23 protein-coding genes and 1 pseudogene are annotated in these 25069 nt (G+C 68.3%); 13 read left to right on the top strand and 11 right to left on the bottom strand.

The features are described from left to right. Positions 1-3: 3 nt before the first annotated feature. The gene (gene mdeB, locus AC07ZS_RS02420) at positions 4-2589 is read right to left on the bottom strand and encodes an alpha-ketoglutarate dehydrogenase (protein ID WP_494797039.1); all 2586 of its coding nucleotides are present in this window, start codon (positions 2587-2589) and stop codon (positions 4-6) included. 100 nt (positions 2590-2689) lie between these two features. Here mdeB and AC07ZS_RS02425 point away from each other — a divergent pair, with 100 nt between their 5' ends. The 3 genes from AC07ZS_RS02425 to AC07ZS_RS02435 all read left to right on the top strand — a co-directional run bounded on the left by AC07ZS_RS02425 (position 2690) and on the right by AC07ZS_RS02435 (position 5419). Next, on the top strand, positions 2690-3178 hold the full coding sequence (locus AC07ZS_RS02425) for an Lrp/AsnC family transcriptional regulator (protein WP_494797040.1): 489 nt from the start codon (positions 2690-2692) through the stop codon (positions 3176-3178). 216 nt (positions 3179-3394) lie between these two features. Continuing rightward, entirely contained in the window at positions 3395-5023 is a 1629-nt protein-coding gene (locus AC07ZS_RS02430) for a sensor histidine kinase (RefSeq protein WP_494797041.1), read from the top strand. Positions 5024-5029: 6 nt separating this feature from the next. Further along, positions 5030-5419 (top strand): response regulator, encoded by a 390-nt coding sequence (locus AC07ZS_RS02435; protein ID WP_494797042.1) that lies wholly within the window; start codon positions 5030-5032, stop codon positions 5417-5419. On the opposite strand, the gene AC07ZS_RS02440 is transcribed toward AC07ZS_RS02435, so the two are convergent. Genes AC07ZS_RS02440 through dinG form a run of 3 tightly spaced genes read right to left on the bottom strand, consistent with a single transcriptional unit; the run spans position 5416 to position 9797 of the window. Continuing rightward, on the bottom strand, positions 5416-6939 hold the full coding sequence (locus AC07ZS_RS02440) for a phospholipase D family protein (RefSeq protein WP_494797043.1): 1524 nt from the start codon (positions 6937-6939) through the stop codon (positions 5416-5418). The genes AC07ZS_RS02435 and AC07ZS_RS02440 overlap by 4 nt on opposite strands. A gap of 29 nt (positions 6940-6968) precedes the next feature. Further along, positions 6969-7439 (bottom strand): CopD family protein, encoded by a 471-nt coding sequence (locus tag AC07ZS_RS02445; RefSeq protein ID WP_494797044.1) that lies wholly within the window; start codon positions 7437-7439, stop codon positions 6969-6971. Between the two features lie 24 nt (positions 7440-7463). Beyond that, a complete protein-coding gene (dinG, locus tag AC07ZS_RS02450) occupies positions 7464-9797 on the bottom strand; it encodes an ATP-dependent DNA helicase DinG (protein WP_494797045.1) in 2334 nt (777 codons plus the stop codon). Between the two features lie 94 nt (positions 9798-9891). Here dinG and AC07ZS_RS02455 point away from each other — a divergent pair, with 94 nt between their 5' ends. The 4 genes from AC07ZS_RS02455 to AC07ZS_RS02470 all read left to right on the top strand — a co-directional run bounded on the left by AC07ZS_RS02455 (position 9892) and on the right by AC07ZS_RS02470 (position 12356). Then, on the top strand, positions 9892-10971 hold the full coding sequence (locus tag AC07ZS_RS02455; protein WP_494797046.1) for a patatin-like phospholipase family protein: 1080 nt from the start codon (positions 9892-9894) through the stop codon (positions 10969-10971). A gap of 87 nt (positions 10972-11058) precedes the next feature. Beyond that, positions 11059-11346, top strand: coding sequence for a GNAT family N-acetyltransferase (locus AC07ZS_RS02460; RefSeq protein WP_494797047.1), 288 nt, complete (start codon positions 11059-11061; stop codon positions 11344-11346). 31 nt (positions 11347-11377) lie between these two features. Next, positions 11378-11671, top strand: a complete 294-nt coding sequence (locus AC07ZS_RS02465; protein ID WP_494797048.1) for a GNAT family N-acetyltransferase — start codon at positions 11378-11380, stop codon at positions 11669-11671. Between the two features lie 10 nt (positions 11672-11681). Then, positions 11682-12356: a glutathione S-transferase gene (locus tag AC07ZS_RS02470; protein WP_494797049.1), complete on the top strand. Its 675-nt coding sequence runs from the start codon at positions 11682-11684 to the stop codon at positions 12354-12356. On the opposite strand, the gene AC07ZS_RS02475 is transcribed toward AC07ZS_RS02470, so the two are convergent. The 3 genes from AC07ZS_RS02475 to AC07ZS_RS02485 are packed head-to-tail and all read right to left on the bottom strand — an operon-like array spanning position 12319 to position 15031. After that, complete coding sequence (locus AC07ZS_RS02475; protein WP_494797050.1) at positions 12319-13002, bottom strand: MarC family protein; 684 nt, start codon at positions 13000-13002, stop codon at positions 12319-12321. The two genes, AC07ZS_RS02470 and AC07ZS_RS02475, sit on opposite strands and share 38 nt — an antisense overlap. 3 nt (positions 13003-13005) lie before the next feature. Further along, positions 13006-14520, bottom strand: coding sequence for a BCCT family transporter (locus AC07ZS_RS02480; protein ID WP_494797051.1), 1515 nt, complete (start codon positions 14518-14520; stop codon positions 13006-13008). Positions 14521-14533: 13 nt separating this feature from the next. Then, on the bottom strand, positions 14534-15031 hold the full coding sequence (locus AC07ZS_RS02485; RefSeq protein WP_494797052.1) for a MarR family winged helix-turn-helix transcriptional regulator: 498 nt from the start codon (positions 15029-15031) through the stop codon (positions 14534-14536). A gap of 100 nt (positions 15032-15131) precedes the next feature. On the opposite strand from AC07ZS_RS02485, the gene AC07ZS_RS02490 reads away from it, so the two are divergent. Genes AC07ZS_RS02490 through AC07ZS_RS02500 form a run of 3 tightly spaced genes read left to right on the top strand, consistent with a single transcriptional unit; the run spans position 15132 to position 18439 of the window. Next, complete coding sequence (locus AC07ZS_RS02490; RefSeq protein WP_494797053.1) at positions 15132-16097, top strand: Bug family tripartite tricarboxylate transporter substrate binding protein; 966 nt, start codon at positions 15132-15134, stop codon at positions 16095-16097. 31 nt (positions 16098-16128) lie between these two features. Then, entirely contained in the window at positions 16129-17094 is a 966-nt protein-coding gene (locus AC07ZS_RS02495; RefSeq protein ID WP_494797054.1) for a Bug family tripartite tricarboxylate transporter substrate binding protein, read from the top strand. Positions 17095-17101: 7 nt separating this feature from the next. Next, positions 17102-18439 (top strand): sulfatase family protein, encoded by a 1338-nt coding sequence (locus tag AC07ZS_RS02500; RefSeq protein WP_494797055.1) that lies wholly within the window; start codon positions 17102-17104, stop codon positions 18437-18439. Here the strand turns inward: AC07ZS_RS02500 and AC07ZS_RS02505 are convergent. Both AC07ZS_RS02505 and AC07ZS_RS02510 read right to left on the bottom strand, forming a co-directional pair. Further along, positions 18409-19143 (bottom strand): hypothetical protein, encoded by a 735-nt coding sequence (locus AC07ZS_RS02505; RefSeq protein ID WP_494797056.1) that lies wholly within the window; start codon positions 19141-19143, stop codon positions 18409-18411. The genes AC07ZS_RS02500 and AC07ZS_RS02505 overlap by 31 nt on opposite strands. Before the next feature lie 152 nt (positions 19144-19295). Further along, positions 19296-19634, bottom strand: a complete 339-nt coding sequence (locus AC07ZS_RS02510; protein ID WP_494797057.1) for a hypothetical protein — start codon at positions 19632-19634, stop codon at positions 19296-19298. 41 nt (positions 19635-19675) lie between these two features. Between AC07ZS_RS02510 and AC07ZS_RS02515 the strand changes: the two are divergent. Next, positions 19676-19930, top strand: a pseudogene (locus AC07ZS_RS02515) (aldehyde dehydrogenase family protein); the annotation flags it as partial. Positions 19931-19966: 36 nt separating this feature from the next. Here AC07ZS_RS02515 and AC07ZS_RS02520 read toward each other — a convergent pair. After that, on the bottom strand, positions 19967-21481 hold the full coding sequence (locus AC07ZS_RS02520; RefSeq protein ID WP_494797058.1) for a hypothetical protein: 1515 nt from the start codon (positions 21479-21481) through the stop codon (positions 19967-19969). Positions 21482-21674: 193 nt separating this feature from the next. On the opposite strand from AC07ZS_RS02520, the gene AC07ZS_RS02525 reads away from it, so the two are divergent. Continuing rightward, a complete protein-coding gene (locus AC07ZS_RS02525) occupies positions 21675-23345 on the top strand; it encodes a SulP family inorganic anion transporter (protein ID WP_494797059.1) in 1671 nt (556 codons plus the stop codon). A gap of 14 nt (positions 23346-23359) precedes the next feature. Further along, complete coding sequence (locus AC07ZS_RS02530) at positions 23360-23833, top strand: acyl-CoA thioesterase (protein WP_494797060.1); 474 nt, start codon at positions 23360-23362, stop codon at positions 23831-23833. A gap of 3 nt (positions 23834-23836) precedes the next feature. Here AC07ZS_RS02530 and AC07ZS_RS02535 read toward each other — a convergent pair whose 3' ends face one another. Beyond that, on the bottom strand, positions 23837-24991 hold the full coding sequence (locus tag AC07ZS_RS02535; RefSeq protein ID WP_494797061.1) for an ABC transporter substrate-binding protein: 1155 nt from the start codon (positions 24989-24991) through the stop codon (positions 23837-23839). Between the last annotated feature and the right edge of the window lie 78 nt (positions 24992-25069).

The following is a 25069-nucleotide window of genomic DNA, read 5'->3' on the forward strand; positions in this document are numbered from 1 at the left end:
CGTTCAGCCCGGGCCTGCCAAGGCCGCCCGGGCGGCATTCGCGATGCTCCGCGCATCGACCTGGAAGAACGCGCGCAGCGCGGCGCGCGTGTCGCTGCGGCCGAAGCCGTCGGTACCCAGCGTGCGGTAACCCCGCCCCTCGGGCATGAAGGCTCGCACACTCTCGGGCACGCTGCGCACATAGTCGGTCGCCGCGATCACCGGGCCCTCGCCCCCGGCCAGCAGGCGCGTGAGGTGCGAGTCCCTCCCCTGCGCCACGCCGTCGCGCGCGAGCTCGCTCCAACTGGTGATGCTGAACACCTCCACGCCCACCCCCTGCGCGGCCAATTGCTCAGCAGCCTTGAGCACCTCGGTGAAGATCGCGCCCGAGCCCAGCAGGCTCACCTGCTGCGCAGCCCCTTCAGGCCCGAAACGGCCGAAACGGTAGCCGCCTCTGAGCACGTCCCCGGCCACGCCCTCGGGCAGGTCGGGCTGGGCGTAGTTCTCGTTCATGAGCGTGACGTAATAGAACACGTCCTGCTGCTCGACCAGCATTTCGCGCATGCCCGCGTCCACGATCACCGCCAGCTCGCCCGCGAACGCCGGGTCGTAGGCCTTGCAATTGGGAATGGTGGCGGCCACGAGGTGGCTGCTGCCGTCCTGGTGCTGCAGGCCTTCGCCGCCGAGCGTGGTGCGGCCCGAGGTGGCGCCAAGCAGGAAGCCGCGCGCGCGCTGGTCGGCCGCGGCCCAGATCGCATCGCCCACGCGCTGGAAGCCGAACATCGAGTAGTAGATGTAGAACGGCAGCATGGCCAGCCCGTGCACGCTGTAGCTCGTGGCGGCGGCCGTCCAGCTCGCGATGGCGCCGGCCTCGCTGATGCCCTCCTCCAGGATCTGCCCGTCCAGTGCCTCGCGGTAGCTCAGCACCGAACCGATGTCTTCGGGCGCGTAGCGCTGGCCCACGCTGCTGTAGATGCCGACCTGCTTGAACAGGTTGGCCATGCCGAAGGTGCGCGCCTCGTCGGCCACGATGGGCACGATGCGCGGGCCAAGCTGCGCGTCCTTGAGCAGGCTGCCGAGCATGCGCACGAAGGCCATGGTGGTGCTCATCTCCTTGCCGTCGGCCTTCAGCGCGAAGCTGGCGTAGGCGCCGATCGCGGGCACCGGCACCCGTTCGCACACGGTCTCGCGCCGGGGCATGGCACCGCCCAGGCGATCGCGGTGCTCGCGCAGGTAGCGCATCTCGGCGCTGTCGTCGGCCGGTTTGAAGAAGGCCAGGCCGGTGGCCTGCTCGTCGCTCAGCGGCAGGTTGAAGCGGTTGCGGAATTCGATCAGGTCGGCGCCGTCGAACTTCTTCTGGCTGTGCGTGGTCATCTTGCCCTGGCCCGCGCTGCCCATGCCATAGCCCTTCTTGGTCTGCGCCAGGATCACGGTGGGCTGGCCGGTGTGCGCCGCCGCCGCGGCGTACGCGGCGTGGATCTTCACCAGGTCGTGGCCGCCGCGCTTCAAACGGTCGATCTGCTCGTCCGTCATGCCCTGCGCGAGGCGGGCCAGTTCCTCGTTCTGGCCGAAGAAGTTGTCGCGGTTGAAGCGACCGTCCTTGGCGGCAAAGGTCTGCATCTGGCCGTCCACCGTGTGGGCGAAGGCACGCACCAGCGCGCCGGTGACATCGCGCGCGAACAGGCCGTCCCAGTCACTCCCCCAGACCAGCTTGATCACGTTCCAGCCCGCGCCGGCGAAGAGTTTCTCCAGCTCGTCGATGATGCGGCCGTTGCCGCGCACCGGGCCGTCCAGGCGCTGAAGGTTGCAGTTGACCACCCACACCAGGTTGTCGAGCCTCTCGCGCGCGGCCAGGGTGAGCGCGCTCATGCTCTCGGGTTCGTCCATCTCGCCGTCGCCGAACACGCCCCAGACCTTGCGGCCTGTGCAGTCCTGCAGGTTCCGGTGCGAGAGGTAGCGCATGAAACGCGCGTGGTAGATCGAGCTGATCGGGCCGATGCCCATGGAGCCGGTGGGGAACTGCCAGAAATCGGGCATGAGCCAGGGGTGCGGGTAGCTCGAGAGGCCGCGCGCACCATCGGCCGGTGCGGTGATTTCCTGGCGGTAGTGCCGCAGATCGGCTTCGCTCAGCCGGCCTTCGAGGAAGGCGCGCGCGTACACACCGGGCGCGCTGTGGGGCTGGAAGAACACGAGATCGCCACCGTGTTGTTCGCTGCGGGCGTGGAAGAAGTGGTTGAAGCCGGTCTCGAACAGGTCGGCCGCGCTGGCGTAGCTGGCGATGTGCCCGCCGAGTTCACCATAGGCCTGGTTCGCGCGCACCACCATGGCCAGGGCGTTCCAGCGCATCAGCGAAGCCAGGCGCTCCTCGACGGCCAGGTCGCCAGGGAAAGCGGGCTGGTCTTCGACCGCGATGGTGTTCACATAAGGCGTGTTCAGCTCGGGCTGCCAGCCAATGCGCTGCTGGCGCGCCAGACGGGCGAGCTCGTCGAGGATCTGCCGCGCGCGCGCCGGCCCCTGGCTGGCCGTCAGCGAGAGCAGGGCCTCGCGCCATTCGAGGGTCTCTGCGGGGTCCGGGTCGCCGAAATGCTGCTGTGTTGAAACGTCGGTCATGGTGGGTCTCCTCAGTCAGGCACTGTAGGTGGAGGCGCTCCGAAGTTGCTATCGATCAACCACGCGACACGGCCCCTGTGCGGCATATACTGCCACCGACATGAAAAATGACAGCACAAACCACCTGGACGCCACCGATTACCGGATTCTGGAAGCCTTGCAGCAGGACGCCAGCCTGTCCAACGTCGAGCTGGCGAAACGCGTGCATCTCTCCCCGTCCCCCTGTCTGGCGCGGGTGCGGGCCCTGGAGGCGCGCGGACTGATCCGCCAGTACGTGGCGCTGCTGGACGCGAAGCAGCTGGGGCTGCACCTCAATGTGTTCATCTCCATCAGCCTCAAGCAGCAGAGCCGCGAGGCCCTGGAAGCCTTCGAGTCGCGGATCGGCATCCGCGACGAAGTGATGGAGTGTTACCTGATGACGGGCGACGCCGACTACCTGCTGCGCGTGGCCGTGCCCGACATGCCGGCGCTGGAGCGCTTCATCCTGGAGCAACTCTCGCCCATCGCACAGGTGGAAAAGATCCGCTCCAGCTTCGCGCTCAAGCAGGTTCGCTACAAGACGGCGCTGCCGCTGCCGGGCGGCGCCTGATCGACAACACAGAAATGTGCCTCACTTCCGGGCGTTTTAAAAGAGTGATGGCCCCGATGACGCCGGCGGGGCAGAGGCGCAGCATGGAATGAATTGTCCGAGTCAGTGGAGGCCAGAAAGAACCAGTCACGCGAGACATTGAAAACCGTCCCTCAGGCGGGACTCCTGGATGGACACCCTGTGTGTCCAGTCGACCCAACTCCGTCAAGAAAAAGAATGAAAGTAGCCCCGCCCTCTCCGTTCGAGGCCAAGCGCCTTCAGCGCCTGCGCGAACTCGGCATCATGGACACCTTGCCCGATGCGGCGTTCGACGCCATCACCGAACTCGCCGCACAGATCTGCGAGTCACCGATCGCACTCATCTCCCTGGTGGACGAAGACCGGCAGTGGTTCAAATCCCGGGTGGGCCTGCCCGTCACGCAGACCGCACGGGAGTTCGCCTTCTGCGCCCACGCCATCCTCCAGCCCGAGGACGTGATGCTCGTCGAAGACGCGCTTCGCGACGAGCGGTTCGCCGACAACCCGCTGGTCACGGGTGAACCGAACATCCGCTTCTACGCGGGCGCACCGATCGTCACGCCGGACGGCCTGGCGTTGGGGACGGTCTGCGTCATCGACCATGTGCCCCGGCAACTCTCGGCGCGGCAGATCGAGGCCCTCAAGGCCATGGCGACCATGGTCCAGAGCATGATCCAGCACTCGGACGCCGTGCTGGATTCGATGTCGAACCAGGCCGACCGCTGGAACCGGCAGCAAACCGTGATGCAGGCGGTGGGGGCGGCGGGCATCGACCTCAAGGCCTACATCGACAAGGACCACACCTACCGGTACGTGAACCGCAGCTACCTCGACTACTGGGGACTCAGCCGCGGCCAGATGACCGGCTTGAAAGTGGGCGAGCTGCTGCCGGAGGGCATCTACAAGTCGGTGGTGGCACCCCACCTGGACCACGCATTGACGGGGCAGGAAGTCCGGTTCGAAACCGTGATCGAGTTTTCAAGAGCCGGGCCTCGGCATGTGCAGGTCACCTACCTCCCGGACTGCATCGACGGCACGGACCCTCCCGTGGGTGTCGTGGCGCGGATCCACGACATCGAAGACCTCAAGGAACGCGAACGGCAACTCGAGGCCACCGTCGAATTGCTGGAGCAGAAGACGCTGCAGCAGCAGAAGTACTTCCACATGCTGTCGCATGACCTGAAGGAGCCGCTGAACGCGATCCGCAACTTCATGGGGCTGCTCCAGATGGAGTGCGCGGACATCCTGCCGCAGGACAGCCGGCGCCACGTGGACAGCGCCATCCAGGGAAGCGACCGGATGCGCGCCCTGATCGACGACCTGCGGCGCTTCATGGAGATCGAGTCCTACCAGATGGCGATCGAGCCGGTGAGCCTGAACGAGGTGATCGGCCAGGCCTGGCAGGACCTGAACAGCGCGATCCGGTGGCCGGATGCCCGACTCGCCGTGGCGGCGTTGCCAGAGATCCAGGGCAGCCCCTCACTCCTGCGCATCCTGTTTCAGAACCTGTTCGCCAATGCGGTCAAGTACGCGCGCGAGGGCGTCGCACCGCAGGTGACGCTGTCCAGCGAAATCCGCGGCGATACGCTGGTGGTTCGCGTGGCCGACAACGGGATCGGCATCCCGCGCGAACACCACGAGGAAATTTTCCTGCCCTCCCGGCGACTGCACTCGCGCAGGATCAGCCCGGGATCGGGGCTCGGGCTCGCGATGTGCAAACGGATCGCGGAAATGCACGGCGGGGCCATCACCGTGAGCTCGATCGAAGGCGCAGGAAGCACCTTCGCGGTCGAACTTCCCGGGGCCGTTCGTGTGCCCGGAGGTTGACACGCCATGCCCCCCATCGAACGCGTCATCCTGGTCGACGACAACGATCTGGACAACACGTACCACAGCATCGTGCTCAAGAAGGCCGGCTTCTCCGGCGAGCTGATGGTGCTGGAGTCCGGTGTTCAGCTCATCGACTTCCTGCAGAAGGGCCCGCCGCCGAAGCCGACCCTGCTGTTCGTCGACATCAACATGCCGTTGCTGAACGGTTTCGAGACGGTCTCGAAACTGGAGGCGCTGTCGCTGCTGAGCGCCGATCTTCAGGTGCACATCCTGAGCTCTTCCGACGCCGCAGAAGACCAGCAGATGGCACGGTCACTGCCCGCCGTCCACAGCTACCTCGTCAAGCCGCTCAACGTGGCCGATGCGAAGCGTCTGCTGGCCGCTTCGGACTAAAGCAGCCACTCGATCGGCAGCACCGACAGCAGGCCGATCCAGGCCCGCCGCCCGAAGGTGGCACCGGGTTCGTGGGGGTGGAGGATCGACTGGCCTTCGCGGCGCTCGATCCACACCAGGTCGCCGTGCTCGTCCAGCCGCACGGCGAATGCGGCGGCCGGCACCTCGCTGTCAAAGACCTGCCCGACCGCCTGCGCCATGGCCGGGCTGTCGATGATGAAACCCAGCTCGGTGTTCAGATGCGCCGAGCGCGGGTCGAAATTCATCGACCCCACGAACACCCGCTCGCCGTCCACCGCGAAGGTCTTGGCGTGCAGGCTGGAGCCCGAGCTGCCCAGCACGCCAGAGCGCCCCATCACCACCGCCCCGCGGCGCATCTCGTGCAGCTCCACGCCACTGCGCAGCAGGGCCTTGCGGTAGCGCGCATAGCCCGAGTGAACGGCCGACACATCGGTGGCTTCCAGCGCGTTGGTGAGGATGCGCACGCGCACTCCACTGGCCGCGAGCCGCTCGAAGACCTCCACGCCCGCCGCCGTGGGCACGAAGTACGGCGAGACCAGATCGAGCGAGCGCCGTGGCGGGCGGGCCAGCACCTGGGCCAGCTGGTGGGTCACCAGCCCTTCCTTCTCCGCCTGGCCCAGGCCTTTGCGCGGATCGTCGCTCACCATCTCCACGCGCGCCCACTGCGGAACGAGGCCACCGCTGAGCACGTCCGACACGAAGCGCGACTGGCGCAAGGCCTCCAGGTAGCGCGCGGCGCGCGGGTCGCGCTCGGGTTGCGCCGCGGCGTCCTGCGCCGCCGCCTCGCGCACCACGATGCGGTCGATCGGATAGGCCGAGGCGCTGGCCCAGTAGCGGTCGAAATCGGTCGAGAGCTCGGGCAGCACGGCCCCCATGGCCAGTACGTCGAGGTCGGCGAACAGCACGCCGTCGGTGGCCCCGAAATACTCGTCGCCCACGTTGCGCCCGCCCACGATGGCGGCCTGGCTGTCCGCGATCAGCGCCTTGTTGTGCATGCGCCGATTGGCGCGGCTGAAATGCGTGAGGTAGCCCAGCGCCTTGGGCTGGCGGATCGAGAACGGGTTGAACAGCCGCACCTCGATGCCCGGGTGCCGGTCCAGCGCGAGCAGCTTGGCGTCCATGGCCACGCCGTTGTCGTCCAGCAGCAGGCGCACGCGCACGCCGCGGTCGGCCGCCTCGCGCAGCGCGTTCAGCAGCAGGTTGCCGGTGAGGTCGTCGCGCCAGATGTAGTACTGCACGTCCAGCGTGCGCTCGGCCGCGCGCACCAGCAGCACGCGCGCCGCGAACGACTCCAGCGCATCGGCCAGCGGCAGGATGCCGGATTCGCCGGGATGGCCCAGCACCTGGGCGCTCAGCGCGCGGCCCAGCGCGGTGGCGGCAGCTTCGGTCGGCGGCAGGGCCTGGGTCTCGGTGCGGCCGTCCAGCGGCGGCAGGGCGCAGCCGGTGAGCAGTGCGGTCAGCAGCGCCATGGCCCAGACACCCGGCTTGAAGAACGACATGGCAGGCACGCCTGGACCGCGGCGGACATTCAGCCCATCAGCAGCGTCACGCAGACGATCGCGATGCCGATGCACAGGTTGACGAACACCCAGCTTCGGATGGAGGCCATCGCCGCGCCAGCGGCCGGCCAGTCGCTGGCGGCCACGGTGCGTGTGAGGCGCTTGAACAGCGCGAAGCGGATGTGGCCGAAGATCGCGATCATCACGATGCCCAGGGTGGCCATGATGGTCCAGTCCAGCGGCATGTTGAAGCTCAGGCCCGCCTGCACCGTCTCCTTCGCCACGCGGCCGATCATCCACAGGCCTGTGACCAGCACCACCAGCGAGGCCCACAGCACCACCGAGAAGAAGCGCTGCATCACGGTCTGCAACAGGCGCAGGCGCACCGGCGGCTCCAGCGTCTGCACCGAGGGGCGCAGGAAGAAGTGCGCGAAGGCCATGCCGCCCACCCACAGGATGACGGCCAGCACGTGGATGAGTTTGAGGGCGGAGAAGATCATGCGCGGGGCTTTCGGTGAGGAAGGTCAGGCTTCGGTCAGCACGCCGTCCACGCGGCGCTGCAGCCGGTAGGGCGGCAAGCCCTTGAGCATGCGCCGTCCGTAGGACTGGCGCAGCAAGCGGGCATCGTAACAAACGACCACCGCCTCGTCGGCCTCGGTGCGCAGCGCGCGCCCAGTCCACTGCAGCAGGCGCGCGCCGGTGGCGGGCACCACGAGTTCGCTGAACGGGTCGCGGCCCTGGCTCTTCAACCAGTCGGCCCGCGCCTGGCCCACCGGGTCGCTGGGCGAGGCGAACGGCAGCTTGGTGATGAACACCCATTCGCACAGCTCACCCGGCAGATCCAGGCCCTCGCCGAACGACTGCAGGCCGAACAGCACGGAGGGCTTGCCCTCGGCCACGCGCTCGGCATGGCGGCGCAGCAGCACGGTGCGCGAGGCCTCGCCCTGCACCAGCACGCGGTCGCGCAGCGCGCCGTGTTCGCCGCGCTCCAGCAGGCCCTGGGCCTGGCGCATCTGCGCGCGCGAGGTGAACAGCACCAGCGCGCCGCGCTCCACCTCGCGCAGGTCGGCCATCAGCAGGGCCAGCATCTCGCGCGTGTAGCCGTCCACGTCCTTGGGGTCGGCCGTGGTCTGCACCACCACCAGGCGGCCCTGGCGCGCGTGGTCGAACGGGCTCTGCACCTCGCGCGCGGCCACCGCGCCGTCCCAGGCCAGGCCGGACTCGTGCAGGAAGTGATCGAAGGTGCCGCAGGTGGTGAGCGAGGCCGAGGTGACCACCGCCGCGCGCACCTGGTTCCACAGGTGGTTGCGCAGCAGGCTGCCCGGTTGCAGAGGGCAGGCGTGCGCGGTCAGCGTGACCAGCCCGTGGCTCACGCCCGCCTCCAGCCACTTGGCCAGGGGCGGTTGCCCGTCGCCCGCCACCTGCTGCCAGTAGCTGGCGGTTTCCTGCGCGCTCTGCAGGCGCGGCGCCAGCACGCCCAGGCGGCTGTAGAGCTTGGCGAAGCGCGCCGCATCGCCAGGGTTTTCGCGCGCGTTCGCCTTGAGCTGCGCGGCCAGGGCCTCGAACACCTTGAGCAGGCTGCTGGCGTTGGCGTGCAGCTTGCCCACCACCTCCAGCCACTCCGCCGGCAGCACGCCGCCCTCGAAACGGTCCACCACCGGCGCGCCGGCTTCGTTGAAAGCCCCGCCGCCCGGGCGGGCCGGCGAGCGGCCAGCGGAGCGACCGGTGAGGTCCAGCCAGGCCGGCAGCGAGCCGATGCGCTGCATCGCCAGCCGCGCCAGCTCGGTCTGGGCGCTCTTGAGCTCCTTGGTGAACGCGGCCACGTCGATCGTGGGCCGGTGGTCGATCGCGGTGGCCACCTCGTCCACCGCGCGCGGCAGCTTGTCCAGCCAGTGGCCGCGCATCAGGTCCATGGACGCGGTGAACTGCCCCTGCGCCACCGAGCCCAGGTGGTGCGCCTCGTCGAACACGAGGTAGCAGTCCTGCGGCGCGGGCAGCGCGTGCAGGCCCAGCGTGGAGAGCAGCAGGTCGTGGTTGACCACGATCACCTGCGCCTGCGCCAGCCTGGCGCGCGCCTGGTAGTAGCTGCAGCTGTTGTAGCTGGGGCAGTGGCGCGCGGTGCAGGTGTGGCGCTCGGCGGCCACGGGGCCCCACAGGCCGCCGTCGGGCGGCGTGTCCAGGCGGTCGCGGTCGCCGTCCCAACTGCCGTCGTCCAGCGCATCGGCCCAGGCGGTGTACTGCACGCCGCGCTCCTGCCAGCGGGCCGCGGCGGCGGCCGACGCCACGGCCTGCGCCGCCACACCGGCCGCGCTGGTGTCGGAAGCGCTGCCGTCGTCGCTCTCGAACAGGTCCGCACTGGCCGCATCACCCCCGCTCAGCTGATCCAGCTTGAGGCGGCACACGTAGCGCCCGCGCCCCTTGGCCAGCGCGAAGCTGAAAGGCTGCGGCAGCGAGGCGGCCAGGGCCGGCAGATCCTTGGCGATCAGCTGCTCCTGCAAGGCCACGGTGGCGGTGCTGATGATCACGCGCTTCTGCTGCGCCAGCGCCAGCGGGATCACTGTCGATGCGTAGGCCGCCGACTTGCCCACGCCGGTGCCCGCCTGCACCACCGCGATGCCGCGCGCGGGCAGCGCCGCGTCGCTCGCCACCGCACCGTCGCCCAGCGACACGCCCGAGAGCGTGTGCGCGATGTGTGCCGCCATCTCGCGCTGGCCTGGCCGCGCGCGGTAGCCGGGCGCGTGCGCCACCACGTGGTCGAACGCGGCCAGGGCGATCGCCTCGCGCGCCAGCGGGCCGGCCACCGGCGCGGCGGATGCGCCGGTGTCGGCGGAAGAGGGCTCAAGGGTAGGGGTGGACATGCGGGCGCAAAAGCAAACGCCGATTGTCCCAGACCGGGCCGGGTGTCACCGGGCCATGGTGCAATGCACCCCCTCCGCCCCGACAATGCAATCCATGGCCCAGAACACCCGCCCCGGCAAACACCCGATTGACCTCGCGCTGCAAGGCGGCGGCTCGCACGGCGCCTTCACCTGGGGCGTGCTCGACCGCCTGCTGGAGGACGAGACGCTGGAGATCGCCGCCATCAGCGGCACCAGCGCCGGCGCCATGAACGCCGTGGCGCTCGCCTCGGGCCTGATGGACGGCGGGCGCGAAGGCGCACAACGCGTGCTGCGCCAGTTCTGGACCCGCGTGGCCGAACTCTCCCCTTTCCACCGCCTGCAGACCAGCCCCATCGGCGCGCTCATGGGCCCGGCCAACGACTGGCTCGCGCCCTGGCTCAAGCCCTGGACCGATCCCCTGCAACAGGCCGCCGACGCCTTCGGCCACACGCTCTCGCCCTACCAGCTCAACCCGCTCAACCTCAACCCGTTGCGCGACATCCTGGTCGAGACCATCGACTTCGAGCGCGCGCGCCGCTGCCACAAGACGCAGCTGTTCATCGCCGCCACGCAGGTGCGCACCGGCGCGCTGCGCGTGTTCGGCCAACAGGCGCTCACGCCCGACATGGTGCTGGCCTCGGCCTGCCTGCCGCTGCTGTTCCAGGCGGTGGAGATCGACGGCGAGGCCTACTGGGACGGCGGCTACGCCGGCAACCCCACGCTGCTGCCGCTGGTGAGCGAGACCCACGCGCAAGACCTGCTGCTGGTGCAGATCAACCCGACGCAGCGCGAGGCCGTGCCCACCAGCGCGCGCGACATCCTCGACCGCATCAACGAAGTGACCTTCAACGCCAGCCTGATCAAGGAGCTGCGCACGCTCGCCCTGCTGAAGGAACTGATCGGCGACCAGCCCCCCGCACCGGGCCGCCCCGCGCTGCTGCGGCGTGTGCAGCAACTGCGCGTGCACCTGATCGAAGGCGGCGAGTCGCTCGCCGCGCTGGGCGCCGGCAGCAAGACCAACACGCAGTGGGCCTTTCTGTCGAACCTGCATGCCATGGGGCGCGAAGCGGCGGACCGCTGGCTGCGCGAGCACCGCAAGGATCTGGGGAAACGCAGCACGCTGGACCTCGCGCCGGTGCTGACCGGCGTGTAAGGCGGGCACCGGCGAGTAACCCGGCACGCCACTTGCCCCGGCCTGGGGTGGTAGCCTTCCCTTCATCCTTCACCGGAGACCCTCCCCATGGAACATGCCATCGAACACGAAGAAGCCGGCTCGCGAGGCGCCTTCCACATCCTTCGCAGTGGCCAGCGCGTCGGCGAGATGACCTACAGCCGCACCAACCCCTCGCTGGTGGTCGTGGACCACACTTACGTGGACCCCAGCCTGCGAGGCCAGGGCGTGGCGCAGCACCTGCAGGACGCGCTGGTGGCCTGGGCCCGCCAGACGGGCAACAAGGTCGTGCCTGTCTGTTCCTACGTGAAGGCCCAGTTCAGCCGCGATCCGTCAATCCGCGACGTTCTGGCCTGAGCACCTTTTTTCACCCCCCTCCACACCTTCCATGACCACGCATTCCATCCAACACCAGGAACAGGACGCCACCGGCGCTTTCTTCGTCGAGCAAGGCAGCCAGCGCATCGCCGAGATGACCTACAGCCGCACCAACCCCACACTGATCATCATTGACCACACCCACGTGGACGAAAGCCTCAAAGGCCAGGGCGTGGGCCGCCAACTGCTCGACGCCCTGGTGGCCTGGGTGCGCTCGACCAACACCAAGGTGATCGCGCTCTGCCCGTTCGCGAAGTCGCAGTTCGACAAGGACCCGTCGATCCGCGACGTGCTGCGGGCCTGAGGGCGCGGGCATGGTCCCGCTGCTGTACAGCTACCGCCGCTGCCCGTATGCCATGCGCGCCCGCATGGCGCTGCTGGTGGCGGGCATCGAATTCGATGCACACGAGATCGTGCTGCGCGACAAGCCGGCCGAGATGCTGGCGCGCTCGCCCAAGGGCACGGTGCCGGTGCTCGTGTTGCCCGACGGCGAGGTGCTGGAACAGAGCCTGGACATCATGCGCTGGGCCTTCTCGGTGCACGACCCGGCGAGCGGGTGGGCACGCTCGCAAAGCGCGACCAACCTGGCGCTGCTGTCGGCCTGCGACGGCCCGTTCAAACACCATCTGGACCGCACCAAGTACCCCGACCGTTTCGACGGTGCCGACCCCGCGCTGCACCGCGCGCAAGCGGTGGACGTGCTGCTGCAACCCCTGGACGCCCGCCTGCAAGAGGCCGCCCAGTTGGGCGGCGACTTGCCGTGCGCCACGGACCTCGCCATTTTTCCCTTCGTGCGCCAGTTCGCCGCCGTGGACCCCGGCTGGTTCGAGCAGCAGCCCCTGCCCGCACTGAAGGCCTGGTTGACCGGATGGCTGTCTCACCCCCTGTTCACCGCCGCCATGGCGAAGCTGCCCAGCGGGCAGGTGGTTCGGTTTCCGCCCGGGCCGGCGTTCACGCCGCCACGAGCAAGCCCCGCAACAGCTCGCTGACCCCGTCCCACACGATCTGCACGCCCAGGCAGAGCAGGATGAAGGCCGACAGCCGCAGGAAGATCACCGTGCCGGCTTCGCCCAGGGGCCTGAGCAGGCGGTCGGCGTAACGGAACGCCAGGTACAGCAGCACGCCGATGACGAACAGCGCCAGCACACCGCCGCCCATGCGGGCGAGCGAGAGCGCGAAGCGCTGGTCGTGCAGGGCCACGCCCACGGTGATGGCCGCCGCGATGGAGCCCGGGCCGCAGCTGATCGGAAACGTCAGGGGGTAGAAGGCCTGCCGGCGCGCCTGCTCGGGCGTGAAGGCCTCGGCCAGCTCGGTGCGGCTGTCCTCGCTGGCGTGGCTGGCGTTGAGCAGGCGCCAGGCCGAGGCCGCCACGATCAGCCCGCCGCCCACGCGCACGATGGGCAGGGAGATGCCGAAGAAGTCGAGCACGTAGGAGCCCACCAGCATGGAGCCGACCATGAGCGCGAACATGTTGCGCGCGATGCGCCGCGCCAGCAGCGCGCGCGTGGACGGCGAAGCGCCTTCGGTCAGGCCGAGGAAGATGGGCGCGGTGGCGGCGGGGTTCAGGATCGGCAGGATGGCGGCGAAGACGAAGAGAAAGCTCTTCCCGAAGGCCAGGGCGAATTCAAGGGTCATGGCTCATTTCAACACTTCGCGCATGCGCCGGCGCAGCGCCCGCTCGCGCCGCTGCTCCTCGTCCCAGTCGTCGCGCACGCCGCGCCACAGTGCGATGGCCATGAGCACGATCACCACGGCGAACGGCAGGGCGAACACAATGGTGGCGGTCTGCACCGCCTTGAGGCCGCCGGCCAGCAGCAGGCTGATGGCGATGCCCGAAATCAGCAGGCCCCACGCGATCTTGACCCGGGCGCTCGGGTTTTCCTCGCCGCCCGTGCTCATCATGCCCAGCACCAGGGTGGCGGAGTCGCCCGAGGTGACGAAGAACAGCAGCACGAGCACGGTGGCCACGCCGGACATCAGCGCGGTCATGGGCAGCGCCTTGAACATCGCGAACAGCGCGGTGGAGACATCGGCGCGCACCGCGTCGGCCACCGGCACGCCCTGCATGATCTCGAGATGCAGCGCAGTGCCGCCGAACACCGAGAACCAGACGAAGGCCGCCAGGCTGGGCGCCAGCATGGTGCCCAGCACGAACTCGCGGATGGTGCGCCCGCGCGAGACGCGTGCGATGAACAGGCCCACGAAGGGCGACCAGCTCACCCACCAGGCCCAGTAGAAGATGGTCCAGCCGCCGACCCAGGTGCTGTCTCGAAACGGCGTCATGCGCAGGCTCATGCGCACCAGCTCGCTCACGTAGCTGCCCAGCGTGGAGGTGAAGGCGTCGATGATGACCACCGTGGGCCCCACCACGAACACCACCAGTGCCAGCAAGGCCGCGAGCACCAGGTTGATGTTGGAAAGCCACTTGATGCCCTTGGTGACACCGCTGACGGCCGACACCAGGAACAGCACGGTGGTCACCACGATGATGCCGACCTGCTGGACCTCACCCACCGGCAGGCCCAGCAGCGCGTGCAGGCCGCTGTTGATCTGCAGCGCACCCATGCCGAGCGAGGCCGCCACGCCGAAGGCGGTCGCGATCACCGCGAGCACGTTCACCACTGGCCCGAGCCGCTGCAGCGGCGCCCAGGGCAGCGCCTGCACCGCCGTGCTCACGAGCGCGGTGCCGCCCTTGCGGAACTGGAAGAAGGCGATCGACAGCGCGACGATGCTGTAGACCGCCCAGGGGTGCAGGCCCCAGTGGAAGAAGCTGTAGCGCATGGCCGCGTTGGCCGCCTCCGGCGTGCGGGCCACGATGCCGGGCGGCGGCGTGCCGTAGTGCGAAATCGGTTCGGCCACGCCCCAGAACACCAGCCCGATGCCCATGCCGGCCGCGAACAGCATGGAGAACCAGCTGCCGATGGAGAACTCGGGCTCGTCGTCCTCGCCGCCGAGCTTGAGATCGCCGTAGCGGCTGAACGCCAGCACCAGCGCAAACACCACCAGGCCCAGCACCACCCACAGGTAGAGCCAGCCGAAGTCGCGCGTGATGACCGCCAGCGCGCCCTCGAACACGGCGTCAAGAGCATCGGGAGCGACAACGCCCCACAGGACGATGGCCAGGATGAGTCCGGCCGAAACGATGAGTTGCATGGAAACGGTCTCCTCAATCTCCACCGTCGGGCGGTGTGGGTGTCCCGGGTCGCGCCGCCACCATGCGGCCGGCCTGGTCTTGCAGGGCGTCCACCATGGCGTCGAGCTGGTCGCGCTGCGCGGCATCGAGGCCGGCCACCAGCTCGCGGTTGATCGCCGCCACGCGTGGGTAGATCTCGCCGTACAGGCGCCGGCCCTCGTCGGAAAGAAAGACGTTCACCTCGCGCCGGTCCGACGGGCGGGGCTGGCGCACCACGAGCTTCTTCGCGGCCAGTGAACTCAGCGTGCGCGAGGTGCGGGCGCGGTCGAGCATGGCGTGTTCGGCCAGCTGGGACGAGAGCGCGCCTTCGCGCTCGGCCAGGAAGGACAGGATGCGCCATTCGCGGCGCGTGATGCCGAACTCACTCTCGCACATGTGCACCACCAGCCGCCCGGCGGTGGTGTGGATGCGGTAGAGCCGGTACAGCAGCAGATCGGCCTGTTGTTGCGGCGCCGTGATTCGGTTGCTCATCAGGGAAAACACCCTCAATGATTGATTTCTGCAATTGATTGTCGCTGCATAGGATGCTGGATTGCACGAAAAAAAGCCGTTCCCGCTCCGGAGACCCGCCATGACCACCCGCCGCCAGTTGCTGTCCCTCACCGCCGCGCTCGCCGCCTCTGCCGCCCTGCCGGCCCGGGCCCAGGCCATCGAAGGCCCCTTGCGCGTGGTGGTGCCCTATGCGCCGGGCGGTTCGTCCGACCGCGTGGCGCGCCTGGTGGCCGACAAGCTCGGCCCCAAACTGGGCGTGACGGTGGTGGTGGAAAACCGCACCGGCGGCGGCGGGCGCATCGCGGCCCAGCAGCTCAAGACCACGCCGGCCAACCAGAACGTGCTGCTGCTGGCCAACCCCGCGCTGATGCTGGTCGCGCCGCTGGTGTTCAAGGACGCCGGCTACGACCCCGACAAGGACTTCCAGCCGGTGTCGCAGGCCAGCAGCTACGAGTTCGCCGTGGCGGTGGGTGCGGGCGTGCCGGTGCGCGAACTCAACCACCTGCTGGCCTGGCTGCGCGCCAACCCCGAGCAGGCCAACTTCGGTGTGCCGGCCACCGGCAGCCTGCCGCACTTCTTCGGCCTCATGGTGGGCGAGAAGGCCGGCGTGAAGGCCCAGGTGGTGGGCTACCGGGGATCCGGCCCGCTGCTGGCCGACCTGATGGGCGGCCAGGTGCCGGTGGCCTTCGACACCTTCGACACGCTGCTGCCCCAGCACGAAGCCGGCAAGATCCGCATCCTCGCCGTCTCCAGTGCCCGGCGCTCGCCCTTCGCGCCCGCCATCCCCACCTTCAAGGAGGCCGGGCTGGACCTCGGTGCCGACGGCTGGAACACCTTCTTCGCCCCCGCCAGCATGCCCGCGGCCCGCGTGGCGCAGTTCGGTCAGGCGATCCGCGAGGTGATGCAGGACCCCGAGACCGTGCGCCGCTTCAACGACGCGCGCCTGGGCCCGGTGGCGAGCACCCCCGAGCAGACGCGCCGCATGCTCGCGGCCTACCGTGCGCAATGGGCCCCCGTGGTCCAGAAATCGGGCTACCAGCCTTGAGTCCTTTCTTCTCTTTCTTTTTCAAGCCCTCATGAAGATCCCTGCCCTGCGCCTCGCCCTGGTGCTGATCGCGGCCGCCGCCGCGCCTTTCGCCAACGCCCAAGACAGCTACCCGACCAAGCCGGTGCGCTTCGTCAACAACTTTCCCGCCGGCGGCCCCTCGGACCTGCTCGCGCGCTCGGTGGCCCAGGTGCTGCAGGAAACGCTCAAGCAGCCCTTCGTGGTGGAAAACAAGGCCGGTGCGGCCGGCAACATCGGCGCCACCGACGTGGCCAAGGGCCCGGCCGACGGCTACACCGTGCTGTTCGGCATCGACACCACCTTCACCGTCAACCCGCACCTGTACGGCAGCATGCCGTTCAAGCGCGGCGACCTCAAGCCGCTGGTGGTGATGGCCTCCTCGGGCCTGCTGGTGGGCGTGAACCCGGCCACCGGCATCAAGAACCTGACCGGCATGGTCGAGATGGCCAGGACCAAGGGGCTGAACTTCAGCTCGGCCGGCAGCGGCAGCCCCGGCCACCTCGCGGTGGAGGTCATCAAGGAGGCCACGCAGGCAAAGATCACCCACGTGCCCTACCGGGGCAACACGCCGGCCGTCACCGCCGTGCTTTCGGGCGAGGTCGACGGCGGCGTGCTCGCCACGCCCGGCATGCTGCCGCACGTGCAGACCGGCAAGATCACCGCGCTGGCCGTCACCAGCCGCCAGCGCTCGCGCCTGGCGCCCGAGCTGCCCACGGTGGCCGAAGCCGGCCTCAAGAGCCTGGAGCAGGAGGTGCTCTACATCGTGATGGTGCCGGCCGCCACGCCCGACGCGGTGGCGCAGACGCTGCAGAAGGGCATCGTGGAGGCCCTCAAGCGGCCCGACGTGCAGGCCCGCATGACCAACCTGGATCTGTTCTTCGAGGGCCTCACCGGCGCGCAAGCCGTGCAGCGAATGGACGCGCTGTACAACCGCTACGGCCCGATCGTCAAAGCCACCGGCATGAAGGTGGAGTGAGCACGCCATGACCGCAGCACCGCAGCGCCCCAACCTCATCTACATCGTCTGCGACGACCTCGGCTACGCCGACCTCGGCTGCTACGGCGGCCGCGAGGCCGACTTCGGCGCCGTCTCGCCCCACATCGACCGCCTGGCCGCCGGCGGCGTGAAGTTCACGCAGGGCTACGCCAACTCGCCGGTGTGCTCGCCCACGCGCTTCGCGCTCATCACCATGCGCTACCAGTACCGGCTGCGCGGCGCGATGGAAGAACCCATCAACAGCCGCAGCAAGGGCAGCACCACGCTGGGCCTGCCGCCCGAGGTGCCGACCCTGCCCTCGCTGCTGAAGAAAGCGGGCTACCACACCGCCCTCATCGGCAAGTGGCACCTGGGCTATCCGCCCTCGTTCGGCCCGCGCCGCTCGGGCTACGACGAGTTCTTCGGCATCATGGCCGGTGGTGTGGACTACTTCACCCACTGCTCGTCCAGCGGCGAGCACGACCTCTACATCGACGAGCAGGAGCACCACGAGGTGGGCTACCTCACCGACGTGCTCTCGCAGCGCGCGGTGGACCATGTGCGCCAGCGCGCGGCCGACGCCAAGGCCGGCAAGCCCTTCCTGCTCAGCCTGCACTACACCGCACCGCACTGGCCCTGGGAAACGCGCGATGACGCGCACGTGGCCTCGGACGTGGCAAAGAACCTGTTCCACCTCCACGGCGGCGACGTGCAGACCTACCGCCGCATGATCCACCACATGGACGAAGGCATCGGCCGCCTCATGGCCGCGCTGCGCGAGGAAGGGCTGGAAGAGAACACGCTGATCGTCTTCACCAGCGACAACGGCGGCGAGCGCTTCTCGGACAACTGGCCGCTGGTGGGCGGCAAGATGGACCTGACCGAAGGCGGCATCCGCGTGCCCTGGATCGCGCACTGGCCCGCCGCCATCCCGGCCGGCACGGTGAGCACCCAGCATTGCATGACCATGGACTGGTCGGCCACGCTGCTCGAAGCCGGCGGCGGCCAGGCGGACCCAGGCTGGCCGCTGGACGGCGTGAGCCTGCTCCAGGTGTTGCAAGACCCCGCGCAGCGCTTCGAGCGCCCGCTGTACTGGCGCATGAACCACCGCGGCCAGCGCGCGCTGCGCGAAGGCGACTGGAAGTACCTGCAGGTGGACGGCCACGAGTACCTGTTCAACATCGCGAAGGACGAACGCGAGCGCGCCAACCTGGCCGCGCGCGAGCCTGAGCGGCTGGCGCGCATGCGCGAACAGTGGGAGAGCTGGAACGCAAGCGTGCCGCCGATCCCGGTGGACGCGACGGTGAGCCTGGGCTACTCGGCCAAGGACATGCCGCAGCGTTGAGTCGGCGACCCTTGCTCCGGCAGATCGAACAGGTCCAGCTGCCAGCTGGCCTCATTGGCGATTCTCGACAGGACATCGCGGATGCAGGGATACACATCCTCGGGCAGCAGCGCCAGAAGCCGGGCGACGCGGTGCACGCATTCACGGAGCTGCCCACCCCCCAGGGGGCCGAGCTGGAGCACGGCGATGTCCACCACCTCGATGCGGTCCAGCGGTCCGACGGTGGGGTCGTGGCACAGGGCCTGGAACTCCACCTTGAAACCGTGGGACAGCCAGGATTCTTCCTGCGCCCGCGCATGTTCCTTCAGGTGCGCCAGCAGGGTCTGGAGCCGGGCGACGATGGCCTCGGGGGCGTCGTCCGTGCCCGCACGGTCGGCCCGGAAGAACTCGTGCACAGCCATCCCGGAGGTACACGCGCGGGGCCATGGCGATGCGAGGTGCACCACCGATGGCGGCAGCGACTCCCCCCGGCCGGTCAGGAACCGGGCAATCGACCGCCATTCGCCGTCGGGAATGCGACCCTCCTCGTGCTGCCGCATCACCGCGCTCAGGAAACCCCGAAGGTCGTCGTTGGCGATGAGGGTGTTGTCTGCCGGGAGCGACGGAGCGAACGCCGGGTGCTGCTGCATGCCGGTGGAAGGACCGGCATCGGACTGCGAGTGGGTAAAGGCGTCCTGGAAGCGGCTGATGAGGCTTGAGAACATGGCGCGACTCCTTGTGGCTGTCGACGGGCACGTTCGTAGAGTGACCGGCTTTTGCCCCGCTGTTCGCGTCGCGCGTCCGCCTGCATCCCATCTGGAACGAAGCCCGCGATCGCGTACACGAACCGCAGCGCCCATCAAAGGAGCGCGACGGTCTATTCCTCGCTCAGCGCATCGGTGACCCAGGTGGGACCGCTCTGGCGCTGCATTTGAGCGAGAAATATCTGGCCTAAGGGGGTGTCCTGCATCCGGGTTCCATGAGCCAGGCACGCCATCAGCATCGTGTATTCCTGAAACAGCGCCTGGTCCTTCATCACTTGCCGGTACCCTTTGCTGTCGGTGCTACCAAGCACGGCGGCAGGCACCTTCTGGCTGTCGAGAAGCGCACGAGGCAAGCGCTTTCCTTGATCGGGGCTGAGCCCGGGCGCGCGATGCGCGAGCAGTCGGAGGTAATTCCGGAACGCCGAGCGCTTGTGCGCGATGGAGTCGTCCACTTCGTGGCGCCCACACTGCTGGCCGACGTGCCCCCCCCGATGCGGCGACCATGCAGGAAGAGCCATTCGGCCCAGTGGACTGCGCCGTTCCCTTCGACACCCTGGACGACGCCATCGCCATGGCCAACCACAACCCCTACGGCCTGGCCGGCTACCTGTTCACCGACAGCGCACGCGCCATCCTGGCTGTCTCGGAGCGGCTGGAGGTCGGCAGCCTGACCGTCAACAACCTGGGCGTCTCGGTGCCCGAGGCTCTCTTCGGCGGCGTCAAGGACAGCGGCTATGGCAGCGAATCGGGTATCGAGAGCAGGAGGCCTTTCTGGATACCCGGTTCATGCACCAGAGCGCCTGAAAATCCGGCCGTCATAGAGGTCTTTTTTCAGGCGGCTGTAGTCGTTATACAAGCTGCTGTCGGCTTTCACCTGCTTGTAGCCATCGCTGTTTGTGAGGCCGCCAAAGAAGCCGATAGACCCCTGGCTGTTATGGAGATAGGCATAGAGGCGCCGCTGCTCTCTTCCATTCATGCCGTTCTTCAGCACAACGTCCCTGATCATGGATGCGTACACCCTGACGACATCGCGCTTGCGCCGAACCGCTTCATCCGAAGTGGCCAGCGGCTCCAGCAGCGCCTTGAAAGCCGACGGGCCCTTGGCATTGCCTGTTGCGGTGGTCTGCGGCGTGAGCAGCGTCAGCAACTGCTCGCTGTTGAATCCGCCCATCGCCAGGATGAGGTTTTTGCGCGCCCGGATGGTGTCGACGGATTTCAGCCAGTCGGCCGCGCCGCCGCTGGTCATCCAACCCACCAGTTGTGTCGGTGTCACGCCGGCCAGCTTCATCAATCGGGCCAACGCCGGCATGGCTTTCCCATGTCCCCCGGACAGGCACGCCTGCAGCGCCGCGATCGTGGCCGGATCGTCAAACAGTTTCAACGGTGCTGTTCCTGAAAGTCCCTCTTGCAAGCGACGGGCAAATGTCTGGAGCGCCCGCGCATCGCCCTTGTGCAGCGCCTCGCACAGCGGCGAATGGTTCGGGTCGCCCACGAGCTGGACGGTCAGGTCCTGGGCGGTCATGCCGGATGGAACCAGATCCTTCACCGACGCTTCTTTCGATGAAGGAACGAAGTCCTCTTCACGGCGAAGAGAGGGCGCCCCGTCGTTGATCACGATCACGACGGGCTCAGGCTTTTCACCCGGCACGCTGGATGTGGCCGAAGTGCTCTTCTTGGACTCGACTTCACCACTCTTATCCTCAAAGGTCTCCCGCAGCTTCTCCAGCTTCTGCTGGAGAACTGTCTTGGAGGTGGGATTAAAGCTGTCGGGGTTTCGGAACTCGATGTCGATCGACGACTCGTCCGAAGGCTCATCGGGGACGTCATCTATATCTCCATGGGATGACTCTGGCTTCACAGACTTCAAGTTCACCGCTTTTTTATGCCGAACCCGGGTTTCTTCGTAGTGCTCCAGCAAGTCCAGCAGCGTCGTCAACTTGTGCTGGTAATTTCCAGGTGCCTCGCCCGTCTCGCCCTGCAACAGCCTACGAAGCAGCGTTTTGCTGTGCTCGGCAAGGGTGATCCCACCCATCGGCATCCTGAAACCACTGTAGGGAGGGAAGCTATGCTCCCCCATCAGGTACTGGGCCAGTTCGGTGCAGTTCTTCTCCTGTACGCCACTGTCACCGCTCATGGCGCGCAGAAGATGGAGAACGCTCTTGTCATCGATCAGGCTGCAGGCATCGCCCCGTGACATCTTGTCCCATCGCTGCTTCAAAGCATGGGACGGCCCCTCACGCCCCGTGTCGTCGGCGTGCGCATATCGAGTGGGATCAGGGGTGTGCAAGAACAGCTTCACGTTCAGACTCCTTGGCCAAGGCCCGTTGAATGGAAACGAAGCAGAAAGTGACAGTCCGTCCCGCAAAGTTCATGTCCCACTCATCCGGTGTTCGTCACGAGACGCTCACCATTCAAGACCTCTTCACCCCCGTATCGGCACGAACAAACGGCCCAGGCCAACAGAGCGCCCTCAATTCAGTACGATCCACGCCATGTCCACCCGCCTCCAGCACCTATTCCCCTTCCTCCGCTGGCCCCGCCCCGACGCCGCCCTGCTGCGCGGCGAGGCCATGGCCGGCCTCACCGTCGGCCTGATGGTGATCCCGCAGGGCGTGGCCTACGCCGCGCTGGCCGGCATGCCGCTGGTCACCGGCATCTACGCCTCGCTGCTGCCGGCGCTCATCGCGGTGCTGTTCAGCGCCTCGCCCCGCCTCGCCGTCGGCCCCACCGCGCTCACCTGCCTGCTGGTGGGCGCCTCGCTCAGCGGGCTGGCCGAACCCGGCAGCGCGCAATGGGTGGCACTGGCGGTATGGCTCGCCCTGCTCACCGGCCTGCTGCAGATCGCGCTGGGCTTCGCGCGCTTCGGCTGGCTCCTCAACCTGGTCAACTCCCCGGTGCTCATGGCCTTCACGCAGGCGGCAGCGGTGCTCATCATCGCCTCGCAGCTGCCGGCCCTGCTGGGCTTCGCGGCCTGGGACACGCTGCTCACGCAGCCCCGGGTGCACTGGCCGGCCCTGCTCTTCGGCGTGGGCAGCCTCGCGCTGCTGGTGCTCGCGCGCCGCTGGCGGCCGGGTTTTCCAACGGTGCTCACGGTGGTGGTCGCAAGCGCGGCCATCAGCTACGCAGTGGGCTTCGAGGCCCAGGGCGGCGCGGTCATCGGTGCGTTGCCGCAAGGCTTGCCCATGCCCTACTGGCCCAGTTGGCCAGGCTGGGCCACCCTGGGCCAGCTGGTGGTGCCCACGCTGGTGATCACGCTGGTGAGCTTTCTGGAAACCGCCTCCAGCGCCAAGGTGGACAACGGGCAGCGCGGTCAGCGCTGGGACCAGGACCAGGACCTGATCGGCCAGGGCCTGGCCAAACTGGCCTCGGGCCTGAGCGGCGCCTTCCCCACCAGCTCGTCGTTCTCACGCTCGGCGCTCAACCTGTACGCCGGCGCCAAGACCGGCTGGGCCACCATCTTCTCGGTCATCGTGGTGCTGATCGCCCTGCTGCTGTTCATCCCGATGCTGCACCACGTGCCGCTGGCGGTGCTGGCGTCGATCGTGCTGGTGGCGGTCATCGGCCTGATCAAGCCGCGCGCCTTCACCCAGCTGTGGAAACTCTCGCGTGTGGAGACGGCCATCGCCGGCATCACCTTCGCGGTGACCTTGCTGGCCGCGCCGCGCCTGTACTGGGGCGTTCTGGCGGGCGTGCTCATGGCGCTCTCGCACTTTCTCTACCTGCGGCTGCACCCGCGCATCATCGAAGTGGGCCTGCACCCCGACGGCAGCCTGCGCGATCGCCACCTCTGGAAGTTGCGCCCGCTCGCGCCCCACCTCTATGCGCTGCGCATGGACGCCGCGCTGGACTTCGCCACCGCCAACGGCTTCGAGCGCGCGGTGTCCGAACACATTGCGGCCCACCCCGACACCCGCCACGTGATGCTGATCGCGCACCCGATCAACTGGATCGACGCCACCGGCGCCGAGGCCTTCGGCCGGCTGCGCGCGCAACTCGACGACCAGCACATTGAACTGCATCTGGTCGGCATCAAGCTGCCGGTGGAAAATGTGCTGCGCCTGGCGGGGCACCTGGAAGCGGGACCGCGCCTGCACCTCTACCGCACCGAGGCCGAGGGACTGCGCGCCGCCTCGGACCTGATCCCCGAAGACCCTTCGATCTGACCCCACGCCCCACCATGGAACTGCCCCGCCACCAACTCAGCATGACGGTGCTGATGACCCCCGACACCGCCAACTTCTCGGGCAAGGTGCACGGCGGCACCGTGCTCAAGCTGCTCGACCAGGTCGCCTTCGCCTGCGCCAGCCGCTACGCCTCGTCCTATGTAGTCACGCTCAGCGTGGACCAGGTCATGTTCCGACAGCCGATCCAGGTCGGCGAGCTGCTCACCTTCCTGGCGGCCGTGAACCACACCGGCACCTCGTCCATGGAAGTCGGCATCAAGGTGATCGCGGAAAACATCCGCACCCAGGTGCAGCGGCACGTGAACAGCTGCTTCTTCACCATGATCGCGGTGGACGACCAGGGCAAGCCCCAGGCCGTGCCCGCGCTCGAACCGGCCACGTCCGACGAGCACCGCCGGCACGCGGCGGCGGCACTGCGCAAGACCGTGCGCCAGGAGATGGAGCAGCGCTACGCGGCGATCCGCTGAGGATCAGGTCCGCACCTTGCCGTCGCCGGTCAGCATGGACAGCTCGGCGAAGCTGGAGGCCACGTGGTCGTTCGGGCCCAGGGACACCTGGAAACCGCCGAGGGACATGTCACCGATGGCTTCCATGCCGGCGATGAAGCTCTCGCGCGTGCCCCGCGAGCCCGCGCGGCGCAGGCCCTCGGCAAACAGCTTCGCGGCCAGAAAGCCTTCCATGCTGGAGAAGTTGGGCTGCACCTTGTTGCCGCCCTTGCCGATGGCCTCGATGAACTCGCGCGCGATCGGGCGCGACGCGCTGTACGGCGTGGGCACCACCTGCGACACCACCACGCCCGCCCCGTCCTTGCCCAGCTCGTCGGCCAGGGCCTGCGTGCCGACGAAGGACACGTTGTAGAAGGTGCCGCCATAACCGGCCGCGCGAGCAGCGCGGATGTAGGCCGCACACGACTTGTAGGCGCTGATCTGCACCACCGCATCGGGTCTGGCGGCGTTGATGGTCGCCACGGCCTGGGCCACGTCCACCGAGTTGCGCTCCACCGTGGCGGTGGCCACCGGCTTGAGGTTGCGCGCCGCGAGCGCGAGCACCGTGCCGTCCAGGCCGGCCTTGCCGTAGCTGTCGTTCTGGTGGAACACCGCGATCTTGTTCAGACCAAGGTGGGTGAGCTGGCGCACGATCAGCGCGGTCTCGTCGTTGTACGAGGCACGCAGGTGGAAGGCGAGCCGGTTGAACGGCTGGCGCAGGCCCATGGCGCCGGTGAAGGGCGCGAAGAACGGCGTCTGGGCCTTGGTGGCCAGCGGCAGCGCGGCCAGGCTGGTGGGCGTGCCGATGTAGCCGAACAGCGCGAACACCTCGCTGTCGAGCAACTGGTTGGTGTTCGCCACGCAGCGGTCGGGCTCGTAGCCGTCGTCGAGCTGCACGATCTCGATGCGCTGGCCGTTCACCCCGCCCTGGCCGTTGAGCTGGTCAAAGAACAGCCGGGCCCCGGCGTGGAACTGGATACCCAGCTGCGCCGCCGCGCCGGTGAACGCGGCCGACTGGCCGAGCACGATGCGGTTGCCCGACTGCGCGCGCAACGCCGGCGTGCCCAGCATGGCCGCGCCGGCCAGCAGGCCGTTGAAATGGCGGCGCGTAAGGCCGGGCGTGGGGCGGAAGGGGTGCATGTGGGGCTCCATTTGTCGGTATCGCGCGGGGCGTCGCACCAAGTGCGGCCCCGCGTTCCATCCTATCGAGTCGCCCCA

It is taken from the genome of Hydrogenophaga sp. GW456-12-10-14-TSB4 (assembly GCF_059424305.1).

Coding starts and splice junctions, on each gene's coding strand:
- AC07ZS_RS02505 (WP_494797056.1), bottom strand. CDS start 19,143: ATGTTCTCAAGCCTCATCAGCCGCTTCCAGGACGCCTTTACCCACTCG.
- AC07ZS_RS02460 (WP_494797047.1), top strand. CDS start 11,059: ATGGAACATGCCATCGAACACGAAGAAGCCGGCTCGCGAGGCGCCTTC.
- AC07ZS_RS02445 (WP_494797044.1), bottom strand. CDS start 7,439: ATGATCTTCTCCGCCCTCAAACTCATCCACGTGCTGGCCGTCATCCTG.
- AC07ZS_RS02485 (WP_494797052.1), bottom strand. CDS start 15,031: ATGAGCAACCGAATCACGGCGCCGCAACAACAGGCCGATCTGCTGCTG.
- AC07ZS_RS02535 (WP_494797061.1), bottom strand. CDS start 24,991: ATGCACCCCTTCCGCCCCACGCCCGGCCTTACGCGCCGCCATTTCAAC.
- AC07ZS_RS02465 (WP_494797048.1), top strand. CDS start 11,378: ATGACCACGCATTCCATCCAACACCAGGAACAGGACGCCACCGGCGCT.
- AC07ZS_RS02455 (WP_494797046.1), top strand. CDS start 9,892: ATGGCCCAGAACACCCGCCCCGGCAAACACCCGATTGACCTCGCGCTG.
- AC07ZS_RS02480 (WP_494797051.1), bottom strand. CDS start 14,520: ATGCAACTCATCGTTTCGGCCGGACTCATCCTGGCCATCGTCCTGTGG.
- AC07ZS_RS02495 (WP_494797054.1), top strand. CDS start 16,129: ATGAAGATCCCTGCCCTGCGCCTCGCCCTGGTGCTGATCGCGGCCGCC.
- AC07ZS_RS02525 (WP_494797059.1), top strand. CDS start 21,675: ATGTCCACCCGCCTCCAGCACCTATTCCCCTTCCTCCGCTGGCCCCGC.
- AC07ZS_RS02490 (WP_494797053.1), top strand. CDS start 15,132: ATGACCACCCGCCGCCAGTTGCTGTCCCTCACCGCCGCGCTCGCCGCC.
- AC07ZS_RS02435 (WP_494797042.1), top strand. CDS start 5,030: ATGCCCCCCATCGAACGCGTCATCCTGGTCGACGACAACGATCTGGAC.
- AC07ZS_RS02475 (WP_494797050.1), bottom strand. CDS start 13,002: ATGACCCTTGAATTCGCCCTGGCCTTCGGGAAGAGCTTTCTCTTCGTC.
- mdeB (WP_494797039.1), bottom strand. CDS start 2,589: ATGACCGACGTTTCAACACAGCAGCATTTCGGCGACCCGGACCCCGCA.
- AC07ZS_RS02430 (WP_494797041.1), top strand. CDS start 3,395: ATGAAAGTAGCCCCGCCCTCTCCGTTCGAGGCCAAGCGCCTTCAGCGC.
- AC07ZS_RS02530 (WP_494797060.1), top strand. CDS start 23,360: ATGGAACTGCCCCGCCACCAACTCAGCATGACGGTGCTGATGACCCCC.
- AC07ZS_RS02470 (WP_494797049.1), top strand. CDS start 11,682: ATGGTCCCGCTGCTGTACAGCTACCGCCGCTGCCCGTATGCCATGCGC.
- AC07ZS_RS02500 (WP_494797055.1), top strand. CDS start 17,102: ATGACCGCAGCACCGCAGCGCCCCAACCTCATCTACATCGTCTGCGAC.
- AC07ZS_RS02440 (WP_494797043.1), bottom strand. CDS start 6,939: ATGTCGTTCTTCAAGCCGGGTGTCTGGGCCATGGCGCTGCTGACCGCA.
- AC07ZS_RS02425 (WP_494797040.1), top strand. CDS start 2,690: ATGAAAAATGACAGCACAAACCACCTGGACGCCACCGATTACCGGATT.
- dinG (WP_494797045.1), bottom strand. CDS start 9,797: ATGTCCACCCCTACCCTTGAGCCCTCTTCCGCCGACACCGGCGCATCC.